General features: G+C 64.9%; 13 protein-coding genes. 12 read left to right on the top strand and 1 reads right to left on the bottom strand.

The annotated features are described in order from the left end of the window. The first annotated feature begins 107 nt into the window (after positions 1 to 107). The 10 genes from CH295_RS25280 (at position 108) to secA (ending at position 14,250) form a co-directional block, all read left to right on the top strand. Entirely contained in the window at positions 108 to 1,625 is a 1,518-nt protein-coding gene (locus CH295_RS25280; protein ID WP_037189916.1) for an amino acid permease, read from the top strand. A 257-nt stretch (positions 1,626 to 1,882) separates the two neighbouring features. Then, a complete protein-coding gene (locus CH295_RS25275) occupies positions 1,883 to 2,986 on the top strand; it encodes an alkane 1-monooxygenase (RefSeq protein ID WP_252342164.1) in 1,104 nt (367 codons plus the stop codon). A gap of 123 nt (positions 2,987 to 3,109) precedes the next feature. Continuing rightward, a complete protein-coding gene (gene ahcY, locus CH295_RS25270; RefSeq protein WP_037189914.1) occupies positions 3,110 to 4,594 on the top strand; it encodes an adenosylhomocysteinase in 1,485 nt (494 codons plus the stop codon). A gap of 19 nt (positions 4,595 to 4,613) precedes the next feature. Then, entirely contained in the window at positions 4,614 to 5,279 is a 666-nt protein-coding gene (locus CH295_RS25265) for a dTMP kinase (RefSeq protein ID WP_037189912.1), read from the top strand. 4 nt (positions 5,280 to 5,283) lie between these two features. Beyond that, positions 5,284 to 5,961 carry an MtrAB system response regulator MtrA gene (mtrA, locus tag CH295_RS25260; protein WP_094742147.1) on the top strand — a complete coding sequence of 226 codons (678 nt, stop codon included), beginning with the start codon at positions 5,284 to 5,286 and terminating at the stop codon, positions 5,959 to 5,961. Continuing rightward, positions 5,958 to 7,643 (top strand): MtrAB system histidine kinase MtrB, encoded by a 1,686-nt coding sequence (mtrB, locus tag CH295_RS25255; RefSeq protein ID WP_037189910.1) that lies wholly within the window; start codon positions 5,958 to 5,960, stop codon positions 7,641 to 7,643. Before mtrA ends, mtrB begins: the two co-directional genes overlap by 4 nt. Positions 7,644 to 7,678: 35 nt before the next feature. Continuing rightward, on the top strand, positions 7,679 to 9,421 hold the full coding sequence (gene lpqB / locus CH295_RS25250; protein WP_052047595.1) for an MtrAB system accessory lipoprotein LpqB: 1,743 nt from the start codon (positions 7,679 to 7,681) through the stop codon (positions 9,419 to 9,421). A 47-nt stretch (positions 9,422 to 9,468) separates the two neighbouring features. After that, on the top strand, positions 9,469 to 10,152 hold the full coding sequence (locus tag CH295_RS25245) for a ComF family protein (RefSeq protein WP_037189909.1): 684 nt from the start codon (positions 9,469 to 9,471) through the stop codon (positions 10,150 to 10,152). A gap of 200 nt (positions 10,153 to 10,352) precedes the next feature. Then, complete coding sequence (gene hpf, locus CH295_RS25240) at positions 10,353 to 11,021, top strand: ribosome hibernation-promoting factor, HPF/YfiA family (protein WP_037189906.1); 669 nt, start codon at positions 10,353 to 10,355, stop codon at positions 11,019 to 11,021. 307 nt (positions 11,022 to 11,328) lie between these two features. Then, positions 11,329 to 14,250: a preprotein translocase subunit SecA gene (gene secA, locus CH295_RS25235; RefSeq protein WP_094742146.1), complete on the top strand. Its 2,922-nt coding sequence runs from the start codon at positions 11,329 to 11,331 to the stop codon at positions 14,248 to 14,250. Between the two features lie 37 nt (positions 14,251 to 14,287). Here secA and CH295_RS25230 read toward each other — a convergent pair whose 3' ends face one another. Next, entirely contained in the window at positions 14,288 to 14,863 is a 576-nt protein-coding gene (locus CH295_RS25230) for an Rv3235 family protein (RefSeq protein ID WP_141217077.1), read from the bottom strand. 185 nt (positions 14,864 to 15,048) lie between these two features. On the opposite strand from CH295_RS25230, the gene CH295_RS25225 reads away from it, so the two are divergent. Both CH295_RS25225 and CH295_RS25220 read left to right on the top strand, forming a co-directional pair. After that, positions 15,049 to 16,491 carry a WS/DGAT/MGAT family O-acyltransferase gene (locus CH295_RS25225; RefSeq protein ID WP_037189903.1) on the top strand — a complete coding sequence of 481 codons (1,443 nt, stop codon included), beginning with the start codon at positions 15,049 to 15,051 and terminating at the stop codon, positions 16,489 to 16,491. 11 nt (positions 16,492 to 16,502) lie between these two features. Then, positions 16,503 to 17,027, top strand: a complete 525-nt coding sequence (locus CH295_RS25220; RefSeq protein WP_094634138.1) for a DUF6912 family protein — start codon at positions 16,503 to 16,505, stop codon at positions 17,025 to 17,027. Positions 17,028 to 17,134: the final 107 nt, after the last annotated feature.

Here is a 17,134-nt window from a genome sequence, read left to right as displayed (position 1 = left end):
ATTGTGCAAATGGCGTGCCGCGAGGCAATAGTCTGATGCCACAGTGAAGAAGTGACGGATGAGTTCGGTGATCCGTCACCGAGGTGAAGTGGCGATACGGAGAACCGATGACCAGAGCAGACCGGCCCGCGAAGACCCCACGTACGACGGGTTGGTTCCGGACCAAATCGATCGAGCAGTCGATCCAGGACACCGACGAGCCGGACACGAAACTCCGGAAAGAACTGGGATCCTGGGATCTGACCGTGTTCGGCGTCGCCGTCGCTGTCGGTGCCGGCATCTTCACCCTGACCGCGCGGACGGCCGGAAACGTTGCGGGACCGGCAGTGTCGTTGGCCTTCGTGCTCGCGGCGATCGCATGTGGCCTCGCGGCGCTGTGTTACGCGGAGTTCGCATCCACGGTGCCGGTGGCCGGAAGTGCGTACACGTTCTCGTATGCGGCGTTCGGTGAGTTCATCGCATGGATCATCGGATGGGATCTCATCCTCGAGTTCGGCCTCGCAGCCGCCGTGGTGGCGAAGGCGTGGTCGCTCTATCTGGGCGATCTACTCGGTACGGCCGCTCCGGTGCTCGAGATCGGCTCACTGAACTTCGATTGGGGTGCACTGCTGATCGTGGTGGTCCTGACGGTGCTCATCGCGTCGGGCACCAAGTTGTCCTCACGGGTGTCGCTGGTCATCACGGCGGTGAAGGTGATCGTCGTTCTGTTCGTGGTCGTGCTCGGGGCCTTCTACATCAAGGTCGCCAACTACGACCCCTACATTCCGCCGTCGCAACCGGGCTCCACGGGCGAGGGACTGCATCAGTCTCTTTTCTCGTTCGTCACGGGAGCAGGTGGCAGCACGTTCGGTGCTTACGGACTGCTGGCCGCGGCGTCCCTCGTGTTCTTCGCCTTCATCGGATTCGATGTGGTGGCAACGACCGCCGAGGAAACCAAGGAACCGCAGAAGGCACTCCCGCGAGGAATCCTCGGATCGCTCGCGATCGTCACCGTGCTCTACGTGGCCGTCACCCTGGTTCTGACCGGAATGGTCAAGTACACCGACCTGGCCGGTGACAGTTCCACGCTGGCGACCGCATTCGAGCTGAACGGGCTGACGTGGGCCAAGAACATCATCTCCTTCGGTGCACTCGCCGGTCTGACGACCGTGGTGATGGTGTTGATGCTCGGGCAGACCCGAGTGCTCTTCGCGATGTCGCGAGACGGACTGGTGCCGCGGGCACTGGCACACACCGGAAAGAAGGGCACGCCGGTCCGGACCACGATTCTGGTCGGTGTCATCGTCGGCCTGCTCGCTGCGTTCGTTCCGCTCGGCACGCTCGAGGAAATGGTGAACATCGGCACGCTGTTCGCGTTCGTGCTGGTTTCGGCCGGGGTTCTCGTCCTGCGCAGAACTCGCCCCGACCTGGAGCGTGGTTTCCGCGTTCCCTGGGTTCCCCTGGTGCCGATCCTCGCGGTCCTGGCCTGCCTGTGGTTGATGCTGAACCTGTCGGTCGAAACATGGCTGCGTTTCCTGGTCTGGATGGCCGCCGGTGTCGTCATCTACGTCGTGTACAGCAGGCGGCACTCGGTGATGGGACAGCGCGAAGCCGAGAAATCTCGCATCGAGAAGTCGGAGCACTGACCGGGCTTACGCGCCGATTGATGTCCTGACCAGCGATTCTCGCCTGAATTTAGATAGCGTCACATCAAACCGCTGGAATGTTATACCCTCGAAAACAGACTTGGAGGACTCAAAAAGTTCGATGAGAGGGTGTTGAAACAGTGAGTGTGGACGGCCGAATTCCTTCGTTGGAGGGTTCGGGTGTCGCTTTCGGGGGGCGGGATTCGAAGGCCAGTGAACGGTCGGTTCGCTGGCAGGACAACAAACGTTATCTATGGATGCTGGGGCTGTTGGCCCCGGCGTCGGCATTGCTGCCGTCGCAGTTGGTCTACTGGACAGGCATATCGCTGTTCTGGTGGAGCGGCGTGCTGGTGTTCTTCGTGATCATTCCGGTGATCGACCTGATCGCCGGTGAGGACGGGCACAACCCGGACGAGTCGGCGAGCGAGAAACTGCAGAACGATCGCTACTACCGCTGGTGTACCTACCTTTTCCTTCCCATTCAGTTCGTCGGGCTGATCGTCGCGTGTTGGATGTGGGCGTACGGCGAGCTGACCGTGGTGGACAAGATCGGGCTCGCAGTGACGGTGGGCCTGGTGGCCGGAACCGGTATCAATGCCGCTCACGAACTGGGACATCGGATCGAGCAGCACGAGCGCTGGTTGGCCAAGATCGCCCTCTCGCAGACGCTCTACGGTCACTTCTACGTCGAGCACAACCGAGGGCATCACGTTCGAGTGGCAACCCCGGACGACCCCGCGAGCGCACGGCTCGGCGAGAGCGTGTGGAGCTTCGTGCCGCGCAGCACGATCCTCGGCCTGACCTCCGCATGGAAGCTCGAGTCGCAGCGACTTCGGCGCAAGGGCCGCTCGGTCGCGAGCCCCACCAATGCGCTGCTGCACACGTGGCTGCTCAGCGTCGTGCTGTTCGGCTCGCTGCTGATCGTGTTCGGCTGGTCCATCGCGCCGTACCTTCTGTTGCAGGCCGTCGTCGGATTCGTTCTGCTCGAGATGGTGAACTACGTGGAGCACTACGCCCTGCTCCGCGAGAAGAACGATCGCGGGAAGTACGTTCGGTGCTTGCCCCGCCACAGCTGGAACAGCGACAGGATCTGTACCAACATTTTCCTGTACCACCTGCAGCGACACAGCGACCATCATGCCAATCCAGGCAAGCGCTACCAGACCCTGCTCTCCTGCGACGAGGCTCCTCAGCTCCCCGCCGGATACGCCTCGATGGTGATGCTCGCCGCAATTCCGCCGCTGTGGCGTCGAGTGATGGACCCGCGGGTACTGGCGCACTACCAGGGAGATATCACCCGCGCGAACATCCTGCCTCGCAAACGGGCTCGAATCCTGGCGCGAGCCGGACGAAACGGATAGAGCGGGTTCTCGACAATCGGGTCGTTGCGCATGCTCCGCTCCTGCACCTCCGGGCAGCCGGAACCAGGAGCGCGCGGACCCGATAGCCTGGACGGCAGACACTCAGTCAACAGGAGAGGCAAGATGACGACCTCAGTTACGTCAGGATCGGCACTCACCGTGGATCACCGCGGTGGAATCGACTTCAAGGTCGCAGACCTGTCGCTCGCAGAATTCGGCCGCAAGGAAATCCGGCTCGCCGAGCACGAGATGCCCGGCTTGATCGCGCTGCGTCGCGAATACGCCGACGTACAGCCGCTCAAGGGAGCGCGAGTTTCGGGATCGCTGCACATGACCGTGCAGACCGCGGTGCTGATCGAGACGCTGGTTGCACTCGGAGCCGAGGTCCGGTGGGCGTCCTGCAACATCTTCTCCACCCAGGACCACGCAGCGGCGGCCGTCGTCGTCGGTCCGTACGGCACCGTCGAGGAGCCCAAGGGCGTCCCGGTGTTCGCCTGGAAGGGCGAAAGCCTCGAAGAGTACTGGTGGGCGGCCGAGCAGATGCTCACCTGGCCCGATCAGCCCGCCAACATGATTCTCGACGACGGTGGCGACGCCACGATGCTGGTGCTGCGCGGCGCGCAGTTCGAGAAGGCAGGCGTCGTCCCGCCGACCGACGACGATCACGATTCGGACGAGTACAAGGTCTTCCTCGGCCTGCTGCGTCGTTCACTGGAGGCGTCGAAGTCCAAGTGGACCGAGGTTGCCGAGTCCGTACAGGGCGTCACCGAAGAGACCACCACCGGCGTGCTGCGGCTGTACCAGTTCGCGGCTGCGGGCGAGCTCACGTTCCCCGCCATCAACGTCAACGACTCGGTGACCAAGAGCAAGTTCGACAACAAGTACGGCACCCGCCACTCGCTGATCGACGGCATCAACCGCGGCACCGACGTTCTCATCGGCGGCAAGGCCGTTCTGGTCTGTGGCTACGGCGACGTGGGCAAGGGCTGCGCCGAGGCGCTCAAGGGCCAGGGTGCACGTGTGACCGTCACCGAGGCCGATCCGATCAACGCGCTGCAGGCGCTCATGGACGGCTTCGACGTGCGCACGGTCGAGGAATTCATCGAGCAGGCCGACATCGTGATCACCTCGACGGGCAACCTGTCGATCATCACGTTCGAGCACATGCGCAAGATGAAGCACCAGGCAATCCTGGGCAACATCGGTCACTTCGACAACGAGATCGACATGGCCGGTCTGGAGAAGGCCCCCGATGTCACGCGGATCAACATCAAGCCGCAGGTCGACGAGTACCAGTTCAAGGACGGGCACTCGATCATCGTGCTGTCCGAGGGCCGTCTGCTCAATCTCGGCAACGCCACGGGTCACCCGTCGTTCGTCATGAGCAACAGTTTCTCCAACCAGGTCATCGCTCAGATCGAACTGTGGACGAAGCCGGACGAGTACGACAACGAGGTCTACCGCTTGCCCAAGCACCTCGACGAGAAGGTCGCGCGCATCCACGTCGAAGCGCTCGGCGGCTCGATCACCAAGCTCACCAAGGAGCAGGCCGAGTACATCGGCGTCGACGTCGAGGGCCCGTACAAGCCCGAGCACTACCGCTACTGACCGACGGACCGGTCCGGTAGTGGGAAAACTGTTCGTCATCGAAGGAGTCGACGGAGCGGGCAAGAACACGCTCGCCCGTCGGCTCGTTTCGGCGTGGGAGCGTGACGGCCTGTCGGTCGAGCGGATCGGGTTTCCCCGGTACGGCCGGTCGGTTCACGCCGATCTGGCCGCGGAGGCGTTGCACGGCGAACACGGTGACACCGCGAGCAGCGTGCATGCGATGGCCCTGTTGTTCGCGCTCGATCGCCGGGACGCGGGCGACGAGATCCGAAAGCTGCTCTCGGACAACGATATCGTTCTTCTCGATCGGTACGTGGCATCCAATGCCGCCTACACCGCCGCTCGGCTCGAGCAGTCCGCCGACGGCGAGGCCGTCGAATGGATCAGGTCACTCGAATTCGACCGATTCGCTGTGCCCGTTCCCGATGTCCAGATTCTCCTCGACGTCCCGGTGGCGCTCGCCGCCGAGCGTGCTGCGGCCCGTGAGAGTGCGGACGCCGCCCGCACCCGGGATGTCTACGAGCGCGACGGCTCACTGCAGAGCCGAACCTCGGCTGCGTACGGCAGGCTCGCCGCCTCGCACTGGGTATCGCCGTGGCACGTCGTCACCGCCGACGTCGATCCCGATCGACTCGCCGCCGACATGTTCAATCAGCCATCAGGCGTTCGGAAAGTGACACCATAGGACCATGAAGCCTCGGATTCTGGTTGTGGACGACGATTCGGCTCTGGCGGAGATGCTCACCATCGTGTTGCGCGGTGAGGGATTCGAGCCCTTCGTGGTCGGCGACGGTACTCAAGCACTGGCGGCCGTGCGCGAGAACCGGCCGGACCTGGTGCTGCTGGATCTGATGCTTCCCGGCATGAACGGCATCGACGTGTGCCGAGTCCTGCGCGCCGACTCGGGCGTGCCGATCGTCATGCTGACGGCCAAGACCGACACCGTCGATGTCGTCCTGGGTCTCGAGTCCGGTGCGGACGACTACATCATGAAGCCGTTCAAGCCGAAGGAACTGGTCGCCCGGGTTCGCGCGCGCTTGCGCAGGACCGAGGCCGAACCCGCCGAACTGCTGTCCATCGCGGACATCGTCATCGACGTGCCGGCTCACAAGGTCAGTCGCGGCGACGAACTCGTCTCCCTCACTCCACTCGAGTTCGATCTGCTCGTCGCATTGGCGCGCAAGCCGCGTCAGGTGTTCACCCGAGAGGTGTTGCTCGAACAGGTCTGGGGCTACCGCCACGCGGCCGACACCCGACTGGTCAACGTGCACGTGCAGCGGCTGCGCGCCAAGGTCGAGAAGGATCCGGAGAACCCCGAGGTGGTGTTGACCGTGAGGGGGGTCGGCTACAAGGCCGGACCGCCGTGATCCGTTTCTCCCATTCTCGGCGGCGAATCAACGGCAAGTTCTCTCCCGTACTGCGTTGGTTTCGCTCGCTGAGTACGTCGCTGGGCCATGCCTGGCGACGATCACTACAGCTGCGCGTCGTCGTGTCGACGCTGACTCTGTCCCTGGTGGTCATCCTCATCCTCGGGGTGGTGTTGACCAGTCAGATCACCGATCGACTGCTCGAGGCGAAGCTGTCCGCCGCCACCGAGGAACTCGACCGTTCGCGGACCACAGTGGAGGGCAACCTCGCCGGAGCCGACGATTCGAGCGGGCTCGCGACGCGCCTCGAACGAGCCAGGGCGGCGCTGACGAACCAGGACCTCGACGCCGCGTCGACCACCGGGTCGGCGGGATCGTTCGATCCGGTCCTGATCGTGGAAGGCGACGCCACCCGCGCGGAGGCCTCGGTCGGTCCGGTCGATCAGATCCCGAACAGCCTGCGCGACTTCGTCAAGAAGGGCCTGATCAGTTCGCAGTATGCGACGGTCACCGACAGTGACGGCGGCTATTCCGGCTCTGCGCTGATCATGGGATCTCCCACCGGATCCGACATCTCGGCCCTGCAGCTCTATCTCATCTTCCCGTTGGCCAGCGAGGATCGCACGCTCTCTCTCGTGCGCGGCACGTTGTTCATCGGCGCAGTGGTGCTGCTGGTATTGCTCGCGGCGATTGCGATGCTCGTCGCACGTCAGGTGGTCCTGCCCATCCGTTCGGCGTCGAGGATCGCGGTGCGGTTCGCCGACGGCAGGCTCAAGGAGCGCATGCCGGTCCGCGGCGAGGACGACATGGCCAGACTCGCGATGTCGTTCAACGAGATGGCCGAGAGTCTGTCCAAACAGATCACCCAGCTCGAAGAATTCGGAAACCTGCAGCGCCGATTCACCTCCGACGTCAGCCACGAACTGCGCACCCCGCTCACCACCGTTCGGATGGCGGCAGACCTCATCCACGACGCCAGCGACGACCTCGAGCCTGCCCTCAAGAGATCCTCGGAGCTGTTGGTCAACGAGCTCGATCGGTTCGAGACCCTGCTCGGCGACCTGCTGGAGATCAGCCGCCACGACGCGGGCGTCGCCGAACTGGCCGCCGAACAGCTCGACCTGCGCATGTGCGCCCGAGCGGCAGTGTCGACCGTGCGGCACCTGGCGCGCGAGACCGGTACCGAAGTGATCGTCGACATGCCCGAGACCGCAGTCGTCGCCGAGGTCGACCCCCGACGGGTGGAACGGATTCTGCGCAATCTGCTGGCCAACGCACTCGACCACGGTGAAGGCAAACCGGTCCTGCTGCGGCTGCGCTCGGACGCCGACGCGGCAGCATTCGTCGTGCGAGATCAGGGAGTCGGTCTGCGACCGGGTGAAGAGAAGCTGGTGTTCAACCGGTTCTGGCGCTCGGATCCCTCCCGTGTTCGACGATCCGGCGGTACCGGCCTTGGGCTGGCGATCAGCGTCGAGGACGCCCGCCTGCACGACGGTAAGCTCGAAGCGTGGGGAGCAGTAGGCGAAGGCGCATGTTTCCGACTCACCCTGCCGCTCGTGCGCGGGCACAAGGTGATCGGATCCCCACTGCCCCTCAAACCCAGCACCAAGAAATTCGCTCAAGGACAACCGATTCCCGCGATCACCGCATCGAAGACATCCGCGTCGGAGCCCGCGACGTGATCTTCTCGTGTCGTCGCAGCACCCGAGTGCTGGCGATGTGCGCGCTCGTCGTCGCCCTCGTGGGCGGATGCGCCAGCCTTCCCGAGTCGTCCAGCCCTCAGGCCATCGGCACCTTGACCGCCGGGGCCGTGCCCACCAGTGCTCCGGCTCCCGAGCCGGGACGCGAGCCCGATCGCTTGCTGGACGACTTCTTCGAGGCCAGCGCCGTCTCGGCCAACAGGCACCAGGCCGCCCGGCAGTTTCTCACCGAGGAGGCGTCGGGAACCTGGGACGACGGCGCACGTACGGTCGTCGCGGACCGGATCGACACCCTGTCCGGTCCACGAACCGCTGATACCGCGCAGTTCACGATCCGCTCGACGACGGCCGGGATGCTGGCGTCCGGCGGCGAGTACCAGGCCGGCTCGGACACCTTCGACGCCGCGATCGAGATGGAACGCGTGGACGGGCAGTGGCGAATCTCGAAACTGCCGCCCGGCGTCGTCATCGATCGATCCGCGTTTCTGAACACCTATCAGCAGCGATCGCTGTACTTCGTCGATCCGCTCGGTGGCGTGCTCGTGCCCGATGTGCGCTGGACCAGTGGATCGCAGGACCAGCTCGCCAACCAACTCGTACAGCTGCTCATCGACGGTCCCAAGTCGGCGCTGTCGGCCGCGGTGAGCAACGAACTGTCCGACGACGTGAGTATTCGCGGGCCGATCACCAAGGCCGACGGTCAGACCGCACAGGTGGGGGTGGGGCTCGGTGGCATCAAGATCGACTTCGGTGGCCTGCAGAACAAGGGTGACCGCGACCGTGAACTGCTTGCCGCTCAAGTGATCTGGACGCTCGCCTCGGCCGAGGTGGCAGGGCCGTACGTGTTGCTTGCCGACGGCCAACCCATCGACACGACCAAGCCCGACGGGTGGACCACCGCAGGCGTCGACTCCTTCGATCCGCTGGGCAGCACCGACGACAGTGTCGGACTGCACGCACTCGCGTCCGGCACTTTGCTGCGCGTCGACGAGGCGGAGACGACCCCCGCTCCCGGGTACTTCGGACAGGCCCGCAACCTGCGCTCGGTGGCACTGTCCAACGACGGCACGCTCGTGGCAGGCGTCGCCGACACCGGACGGCCTGCCCCCGCGCCGTCGAGCACGCTCATGGTCGGCAGCTACGACGGCGGCGCGTTCCCGGTGGCCGAGGGACAATCGATCACGCGGCCCACGTGGGGGGCCGACGACAACGCGGCGTGGGCGGTGATCGACGGCACCAACGTTATCCGAGCCGCCCGCGATCCCTCTACCGGACAGGTATCGGTGATACCGGTCGAGGCCACCGCCGTCACGACACTCGGCAACCGGATCACCGAACTGCGACTGGCCCGAGACGGAGTGCGAGCGGCGCTCATCGTCGACGGCGTCGTGTACGTGGCGACGGTGGTGCGCGAGCCCTCGGGTGTGTACTCCCTGACCGAGCCGAGGGCCGTGGCCATCGGACTCGGTAGCGACGCCACGAGTTTGGACTGGAGTACCGGCGACACCATCGTGATCGCGCGGGTCGCCACCGACGCACCGGTGGTCCAGGTGACCGTCGACGGATCCCGGATGGATCCGCTGCCCTCACGCAACCTGACCACTCCGGTGTTGGCGGTCGATGCCTCGCCGGAGACGGAGTACGTGGCCGATGCACGCGCCGTGTTCGCCCTCAACAATGCCGATCCGGTCGGCGATCGGTACTGGCGTGAGGTCACCGGATTGGCCGGAGTGAAAGCAGTGCCCATTTTGCCCGGCTGACGTCGGCCGCAGCTGTCTGTCGGTGGGCCCGGGCAGACTCCGCGTTCATGCGGACGCTCCTCGATCTGGTTCTGCCCCTCGAGTGCGCCGGGTGCGGTGTGCCGGGGGAGCACTGGTGCACTGTGTGTTCTCTGGCCCTGTTCGTCCCGCCCATCGCCGTTCGGCCACGAGTCGATCCCGGTGTGCCGTGCTGGTCCCTCGGTACGTACAGCGGGCCGCGTCGCAGTGGTGTGATCGCTCTGAAGGAGCGAGGTCGGCGGTCGGTGGCCCGGCCTTTCGGGCGAGCGCTCGCCGAGGCCGTCGGACACCTACGCGATGCAGGTGAGATCGATCCACCCGAGCTGAGTTCGCTGATTCTGATCTGCGCGCCCTCTCGGGCTCGTGCGGCACGGGCTCGCGGGGGCGATCCCGTTCTGCGATGCGCTCGAATCGCTGCCGAACGGTTGGCACCGGAACGAGTGCTCGTCCCCGAGTTGCTCCGCATGAGCGGCGGAGTCCGTGATTCGGTCGGACTGTCGGCGGGGCAACGTCAGCACAATGTGGCAGGCCGGATCGAGGCCGTCGGTGTGGCACGTCCGCGAGGCGACGCACGTGTGACGCGATCGGCCGACTTCACCGTTCTGCTGATCGACGACGTCGTGACCACCGGCGCTACGTTGGCCGAATCGGTAAGAGTGCTAACCGAATTGGAAGTGCCGGTGTCCGGAGCGCTGGTGGTGGCGAGTGCCTGAATGTGATGTGAGGGGACACGCCGACAACCAATTCGGGGTGAACGGTGGCACACGAGTCGATGACCGACTAACGTCGCGGACACGCCCCAACTGGACCAGATGTGAGGTGATGCCCCGGACTTTGATGCCGGAAGGTTCCCCATTCGGCATGCACACTTGCCACGTCCAACAGTGGGCGTGGCCGATATCTGGAGGTACGCGTGACGACCCCTTCACAAGCCTCGGTTTTCTTCGACGAGAAGCCCTCCGAAGAACCCCCCAAGAGCAATGCGGACGTTGTGGTCAAGGGCCGCAACGTCGAGATACCGGATCATTTCCGGATATATGTCTCCGAGAAACTGGCTCGCCTCGAGCGCTTCGATCCCTCCATCTACCTGTTCGACGTCGAACTGCAGCACGAACGAAATCGCCGCCAGGCCAAGGCATGTCAACGCGTGGAGATCACCGCGAAGGGCAAGGGGCCGGTCGTTCGAGCCGAAGCGTGCGCCGACAGTTTCTATGCCGCACTCGAAGCGGTGACGTCGAAACTCGAGAGCAGACTCCGGCGCACCAAGGACCGTCGCAAGGTTCACTACGGCGAGAAGAGGCCCGTTTCCGTCGCCGAGGCCACTGCCGAACTTGCCGAGGACGACACGCTGGCACTCGACCCCGAGACGAAACTCGACTCGTTCGAGGACGACCAGAGCGGCCCGGGGCACATCGTGCGAACGAAGATTCACTCGGCCGCACCGATGAGCGTCGACGACGCACTGTACGAAATGGAACTCGTCGGCCACGATTTCTTCCTGTTCCACGACAGCGCAAGCGATCGCCCCTCGGTCGTGTACCGACGGCACGCCTTCGATTACGGCTTGATCAGGCTGACCTGATCGGACCGCGCGGGACGGCTCGACACGTTCGCCGTCCGTGAAATCTTTTCACCGCTGCAGGCTCGACGCCGGAGACTCGATCCCCACGTCGAGCCTGCAGTGCTGTGTCGGTGTTGTCCGAATGGTCGACCGGCGATCTCCGACGACCGACAGTCGGGCTGCCGGGTTCACAGCGACACCGCCTACCATGGACGCGTTCGGGTTACCCGCCGCGCAGATGTCGTGGTGACGAACCCGTGAGCTCGTGCAGTATGCAGTGTTGTTCGTACCAGTACCCGTGAACCGAGGATCGAGGACGAGAAAGCCCGTGCCGTCGCTGTCGTTTTCCAAGCTGCTCCGTGTCGGTGAAGGTCGCATGGTCAAGCGGCTCAAGAGCATCGCCGACCACGTCTCGACCCTGTCTCCGGACGTCGAGAGCCTCTCCGACGACGAACTGCGCGGCAAGACCGCGGAGTTCAGGGAGAGGTACTCCGCCGGCGAGACCCTGGATCAGCTCCTGCCCGAAGCATTCGCCGTGGCCCGTGAGGCGTCCTGGCGAGTGCTGTCGCAGCGACACTTCGACGTTCAGGTCATGGGCGGTGCCGCTCTCCACTTCGGCAACATCGCCGAGATGAAGACCGGTGAGGGCAAGACACTGACGTGTGTTCTGCCCGCGTACCTCAATGCCATCTCCAGCGAGGGTGTGCACGTGGTGACGGTCAACGACTACCTCGCCAAGCGCGACTCGGAGTGGATGGGCCGCGTGCACCGTTTCCTCGGTCTCTCGGTCGACGTGATCCTTTCCGGCATGACCCCGGTGGAACGTCGCGCCGCCTATGCCGCGGACATCACCTACGGCACGAACAACGAGTTCGGCTTCGACTACCTGCGCGACAACATGACGCACTCGCTCGACGATCTCGTGCAGCGTGGCCACAACTTCGCCGTCGTCGACGAGGTCGACTCCATCCTCATCGACGAGGCGCGTACGCCGCTGATCATCTCGGGACCGGCCGACGCGTCGAGCAAGTGGTACGGAGAGTTCGCCCGTATCGCGCCGATGCTGAAGATCGACACCCACTACGAGGTCGACATCCGCAAGCGGACCATCGGTGTACACGAGGCAGGCGTCGAACTGGTCGAGGATCAGCTCGGCATCGACAATCTCTACGAGGCCGCCAACTCACCGCTGGTGAACTACCTCAACAACGCGATCAAGGCCAAAGAGCTCTACACCAAGGACAAGGACTACATCGTCCGCGACGGTGAGGTCATCATCGTCGACGAGTTCACCGGCCGCATCCTGGTGGGACGTCGCTACAACGAGGGCATGCACCAGGCGATCGAGGCCAAGGAAAAGGTGGAGATCAAGGCCGAGAATCAGACTCTGGCGACGATCACCCTGCAGAACTACTTCCGCCTCTACGACAAGCTCTCGGGCATGACGGGTACCGCCGAGACCGAGGCCGCCGAGCTCCATCAGATCTACGGCCTCGGTGTCATTCCGATTCCGACCAACCGTCCGATGGTCCGCGTGGACAACGGTGACCTGATCTACAAGACGGAAGAGGCCAAGTTCGACGCCGTCGTGGACGACGTCGTCGAGCGGCACGAGAAGGGCCAGCCGGTCCTCATCGGCACGACGAGCGTCGAGCGCTCGGAGTACCTGTCGAAGCAGTTCACCAAGCGCGGTGTCGCTCACAACGTGTTGAACGCGAAGTTCCACGAGCAGGAAGCGACGATCATCGCCGAGGCGGGCCGGCAGGGCGCGGTGACGGTGGCGACCAACATGGCCGGTCGAGGCACCGACGTGGTGCTCGGCGGCAACCCGGACATCCTGGCCGATCTGCAGCTCCGAAAGCAGGGCTTGGACCCGGTCGAGACCCCAGAGGAGTACGAGGCTGCCTGGGAGCCTGCGCTCGAGGAGGTCAAGGCGCAGGTCAAGGCCGACGCCGATACCGTGCGCGAGGCCGGCGGGCTCTACGTCCTCGGTACCGAGCGACACGATTCGCGCCGTATCGACAACCAGCTCCGAGGTCGCTCCGGTCGTCAGGGTGATCCGGGCGAATCGCGTTTCTACCTCTCGCTCGGCGACGAGTTGATGCGTCGATTCAACGGTGGCGCACTCGAGTCGATCATGACCCGGCTCAACCTGCCCGACGACGTCCCGATCGAAGCCAAGATGGTGTCCAAGGCCATCAAGAGCGCTCAGACGCAGGTCGAGCAGCAGAACTTCGAGATCCGCAAGAACGTTCTCAAGTACGACGAGGTGATGAACCAGCAGCGCACCGTCATCTACGAGGAGCGCCGCCGCATCCTCGAAGGTGCCGACATGGAGGGCCAGGTCGAGGGCATGATCACCGACGTGATCACCGCCTACGTCGACGGTGCCACCGGCGAGGGCTACGTCGAGGACTGGGATCTGGAACAGCTCTGGACCGCGTTGAAGACTCTCTACCCGGTGGGAATCGACCACAAGGTGCTGGCCGGCGAGAACGAGGACGGCGAGAAGGCCGACCTGAGCCGCGACGAATTGCGTGAGGCGCTGCTGGAGGACGCACGATCTGCGTACGCCAACCGCGAGGCCGAGATCGACGGTATCGCCGGCGAGAATGGAATGCGCGAACTCGAGCGTCGAGTACTGCTGTCGGTCCTCGACCGCAAGTGGCGCGAGCACCTCTACGAGATGGACTACCTCAAGGAAGGCATCGGCCTGCGCGCGATGGCGCAGCGCGACCCGCTGGTCGAATACCAGCGTGAGGGCTACGACATGTTCCAGGGCATGCTCGACGGCTTGAAGGAGGAGTCGGTCGGATTCCTGTTCAACCTGCAGGTCGAGGCGACACCCGCTCCGGCCGGACCTGCGGCGTCGGCAGGTCTCGCGGTGGCTCCTGGACTGTCCTCCCCGGTGGGTTCCGGCCGCCCGGCCGCGACACCCGCCGCTGCACCCGCGCCTACGGCTCCGGCCCCCGCTGCTCCGGCCACCTCTGCTCCGGCCCCCTCTGCTCCCGCACCTACGGCTCCCGCGGTGCCCTCGGCTCTGCGGGCCAAGGGTCTCGACGAACAGGAAGAGCAGAGACTGACCTTCTCCGGCCCGGCCGAGGGCGGTGGCACTGCCGTGCGCCGAGCCGGGCCGTCCACGTCCGGCAGCGAGTCCGCGGCCGAGGGCACTCGCCGCGAGCGTCGCGAAGCGGCGAGGACTCAGAGCAAGGCACCCAAGAAGGCAGCGCGTTCCAAGCGCAAGAAGTAGTGCACGAGGGTCGCGTCGCCACCGGGCGACGCGACCCTCACCCCACTCGCAACGATGTAACCGTCCACCCGGGGCGGCGTGGGTCGATGGCGAGCTCGATTCGGCCGGCGAAGGCGAACATCCGCGGGCCGCGGGTGTAGGAGCCGAAGATCTCCGCGGAGACATCCGACTGGTACGCCACATGTACTCGGTGTACGGCAGCGAAGCCGAGTCGTCGGCCCGGCGGTGGGTTCCGCACTATGGTCCGCACCAGGTCGATCATCGAGGCGGTGAACAACGCCGACAGCTGGTCTGCGCTGCGTCGTCGGTCGATCACCTCGATCATCATGCGCATCGCGCGGTCGGCACTCGAGCGTGCATCGGCGGGCACCGGTGGCCGATCGGGTGGCTCGATGCGTCGTCGAGAACGGTTGCTGCGCACGGTTGGTCGGTGGCGGGCCTGCGGCTGTTCGGCGGGTGCCGCTGGATCCCACGTGTGCACGGCGCCGGAGCAGAGCGGTGGCTCGAACGGTGCGGCACGCGAGAGGAAGCTGTGATGTTCGGCGCGGGGTCTCGGGCCCGGGGCCGACGTGTCCGCGATGTCCGGCGGCTCGTTCGATTCGATGACGCTCACACCGACATTGACGGTCCGAGAGCGCGTTCGGTTCCCGTCGGAACCCGGGAACATCACGCGACACGGTCCTCGACCGACCCCGAGACCGGCAATCTTCCGCCACGTACTCTAGGTTCGAGCACACCGCGCGCTCGGCCACAGGAATCGGCGCGTACTTCACGCGAGGACGGGGACTGGAACACGCGATGGCGACCAGGCTGACAGCGCAGGATGCGTCGTTCTATTTTCTCGAGGCCAGTAGTAGCCCCATGCACCTCGGGTCGCTCGCCATCTTCCGGACTCCGCGCAGTGGTTTCAGCTACGACCGTCTGCTGTCGTTGGTCGAGCAACGATTGGCATTGGTTCCTCGGTACCGGCAGAAGGTGCGTGAGGTCGCCTTCGGTCTGGCCAGGCCGGTGTGGGTCGACGACGCGGATTTCGACATCACCTACCACATCCGTCGTTCGGCACTACCCAAGCCGGGTTCGGACGATCAGTTGCACGATCTGATCGCGCGGCTGACCTCGCGCCCACTCGATCGCACTCGGCCGCTGTGGGAGATGTACCTGGTCGAGGGGTTGTCGAAGAATCGCTTCGCCGTCTTCACCAAGTCCCACTCGGCGCTGGTCGACGGCGAACACGCTCTCGACATCGGTCAGGTCATTCTGGATGCGAGCAAGAATCCGCCGCCGATGGCCGAGGAACTCTGGATGCCTGCGCGCGAGCCCAAGGATTCGGCGTTGGTCATCGATGCGTTGACCGAGCTGGTGGTACGTCCGGGGGAGAGCGTCGAGGCTCTGCGCGGCGCGGTCCACGGCGCTGCCGGTGTAGCGGGTGAAGCCTTGCGGGCGGCAGCGAAGGTCGCGGCGGTGCTGCGTACCGCGACCCAGAGCGCACCGTCGAGTCCACTGAACGCCCCGATCTCCCGAAACCGCAGATTCGCGGTGGCCAAGACCGAGCTCGCCGACTACCGCAGAATCCACAACAGGTTCGACTGCTCGATCAACGACGTGGTGCTCGCTGTCGTGACCGGGGCACTGCGCAATTGGTTGCTCTCGCGGGGCGAGCCCGTCACGGCGTCCTCGACGGTGCGGGCCATGGTGCCGATGTCGGTGTACGTCTCGGCTGATCGGGTCGGTTTCGGAGAGGCGGCCGGGCCGGTCGAGCCTGCCGAGGAAGATCGCAGCGAGGTCTCGTCGTTTCTCGTCGACCTACCCGTCGGTGAATCGAATGCCGTGGTGCGGCTCTCGCACATCGCGCACGCCACCGAGGCGCACGCCAAGCAGAGTCGAGGCGTCACTGCACAGACACTGATGCGGATCTCCGGATTCGCGCCTGCGAGCCTGCACGCGATGGGCGCTCGAGCGGGCAGTCGGCTGTCTCAGCGGGTGTTCAATCTGATCGTCACCAACGCCCCCGGACCCCAGTTCCCGCTGTACGTGGGCGGTGCGCGCATGCTCGAGATGTATCCGGTGTCGCCGCTGTTCGAGAACCAGGCGATGAGCATCGGGTTGACGTCCTACGACGGTTACGTGTTCTTCGGGCTCAATGCAGACCGTGGTGCCATGCCCGATGTGGATGTCGTCACGGCGCTTCTGCACGAGGCGCTGGAAGAGTTGGTCGACGCCAGTAACGAATCGAGAGTGTGAGGTCTTCTGCAATGCGTGTCTACGTTCCGGCGACGCTGGAGTTCTTGAAAGTGCTGTCGGCGGAGGGTGAGTTCAGCCCGGTCTCGCGCACGGCCTTCGCGGTGACACCGACGCTGCGTGAGGCGTACTCCTCCGGCGACGACGAGGAGCTCTCCGAGGTGGCGATGGGGGAGGCCGCTCGGGCCTCTCTGCGACTGATCGCCGCGGCAGTCGACGACGAGAACGACACCGGGACGGTCGCCGATGGGGTGGTGTACCGGCGGGCGGTGATCGCAGCCGATGTCGACGATCCCACTCTGCGCCCCGACTTGGACGATGCCGTCGTCCGGTTGAAGGAACCGTTGCGGATGGATCAGGTCGCGTCGGTCCATGTCGATCTCGAAGGGGCCGAATCGGCGGTCGCCAAGGCCGTCGCTGCGGTCGATGCCGCGGACATGGGTGACGCGGACGCGGAGTTCGTGCTTGGAGACGCCGAGGATCACACCCTCGCCTGGTACGCCCCGCAAGAGTTGTCGTTTCTGCTCGAACTGCTGTGACTCCGCCGTGTTCGTTCGCCCACGATTCACACCGGCACAGGTGTTCCCGGACCCGAACCTACGGTAGCGTAACCTCGATGACCGCAAGCGGTTCAGTATCTCGATCG

Origin of the sequence: Rhodococcus sp. 14-2483-1-2 (genome assembly GCF_002259405.1) — a bacterium.
GTDB lineage: Bacteria > Actinomycetota > Actinomycetes > Mycobacteriales > Mycobacteriaceae > Rhodococcoides.
This window is presented reverse-complemented; position numbering and strand designations above follow the sequence as displayed.

Bases quoted from the DNA above. Each gene is read 5' to 3' on its own strand.
- lpqB (WP_052047595.1), top strand. From the start codon at position 7,679: ATGTGCGCGCTCGTCGTCGCCCTCGTGGGCGGATGCGCCAGCCTTCCC.
- CH295_RS25245 (WP_037189909.1), top strand. From the start codon at position 9,469: ATGCGGACGCTCCTCGATCTGGTTCTGCCCCTCGAGTGCGCCGGGTGC.
- CH295_RS25275 (WP_252342164.1), top strand. From the start codon at position 1,883: ATGCTGGGGCTGTTGGCCCCGGCGTCGGCATTGCTGCCGTCGCAGTTG.
- ahcY (WP_037189914.1), top strand. From the start codon at position 3,110: ATGACGACCTCAGTTACGTCAGGATCGGCACTCACCGTGGATCACCGC.
- CH295_RS25220 (WP_094634138.1), top strand. From the start codon at position 16,503: ATGCGTGTCTACGTTCCGGCGACGCTGGAGTTCTTGAAAGTGCTGTCG.
- CH295_RS25280 (WP_037189916.1), top strand. From the start codon at position 108: ATGACCAGAGCAGACCGGCCCGCGAAGACCCCACGTACGACGGGTTGG.
- CH295_RS25225 (WP_037189903.1), top strand. From the start codon at position 15,049: ATGGCGACCAGGCTGACAGCGCAGGATGCGTCGTTCTATTTTCTCGAG.
- mtrA (WP_094742147.1), top strand. From the start codon at position 5,284: ATGAAGCCTCGGATTCTGGTTGTGGACGACGATTCGGCTCTGGCGGAG.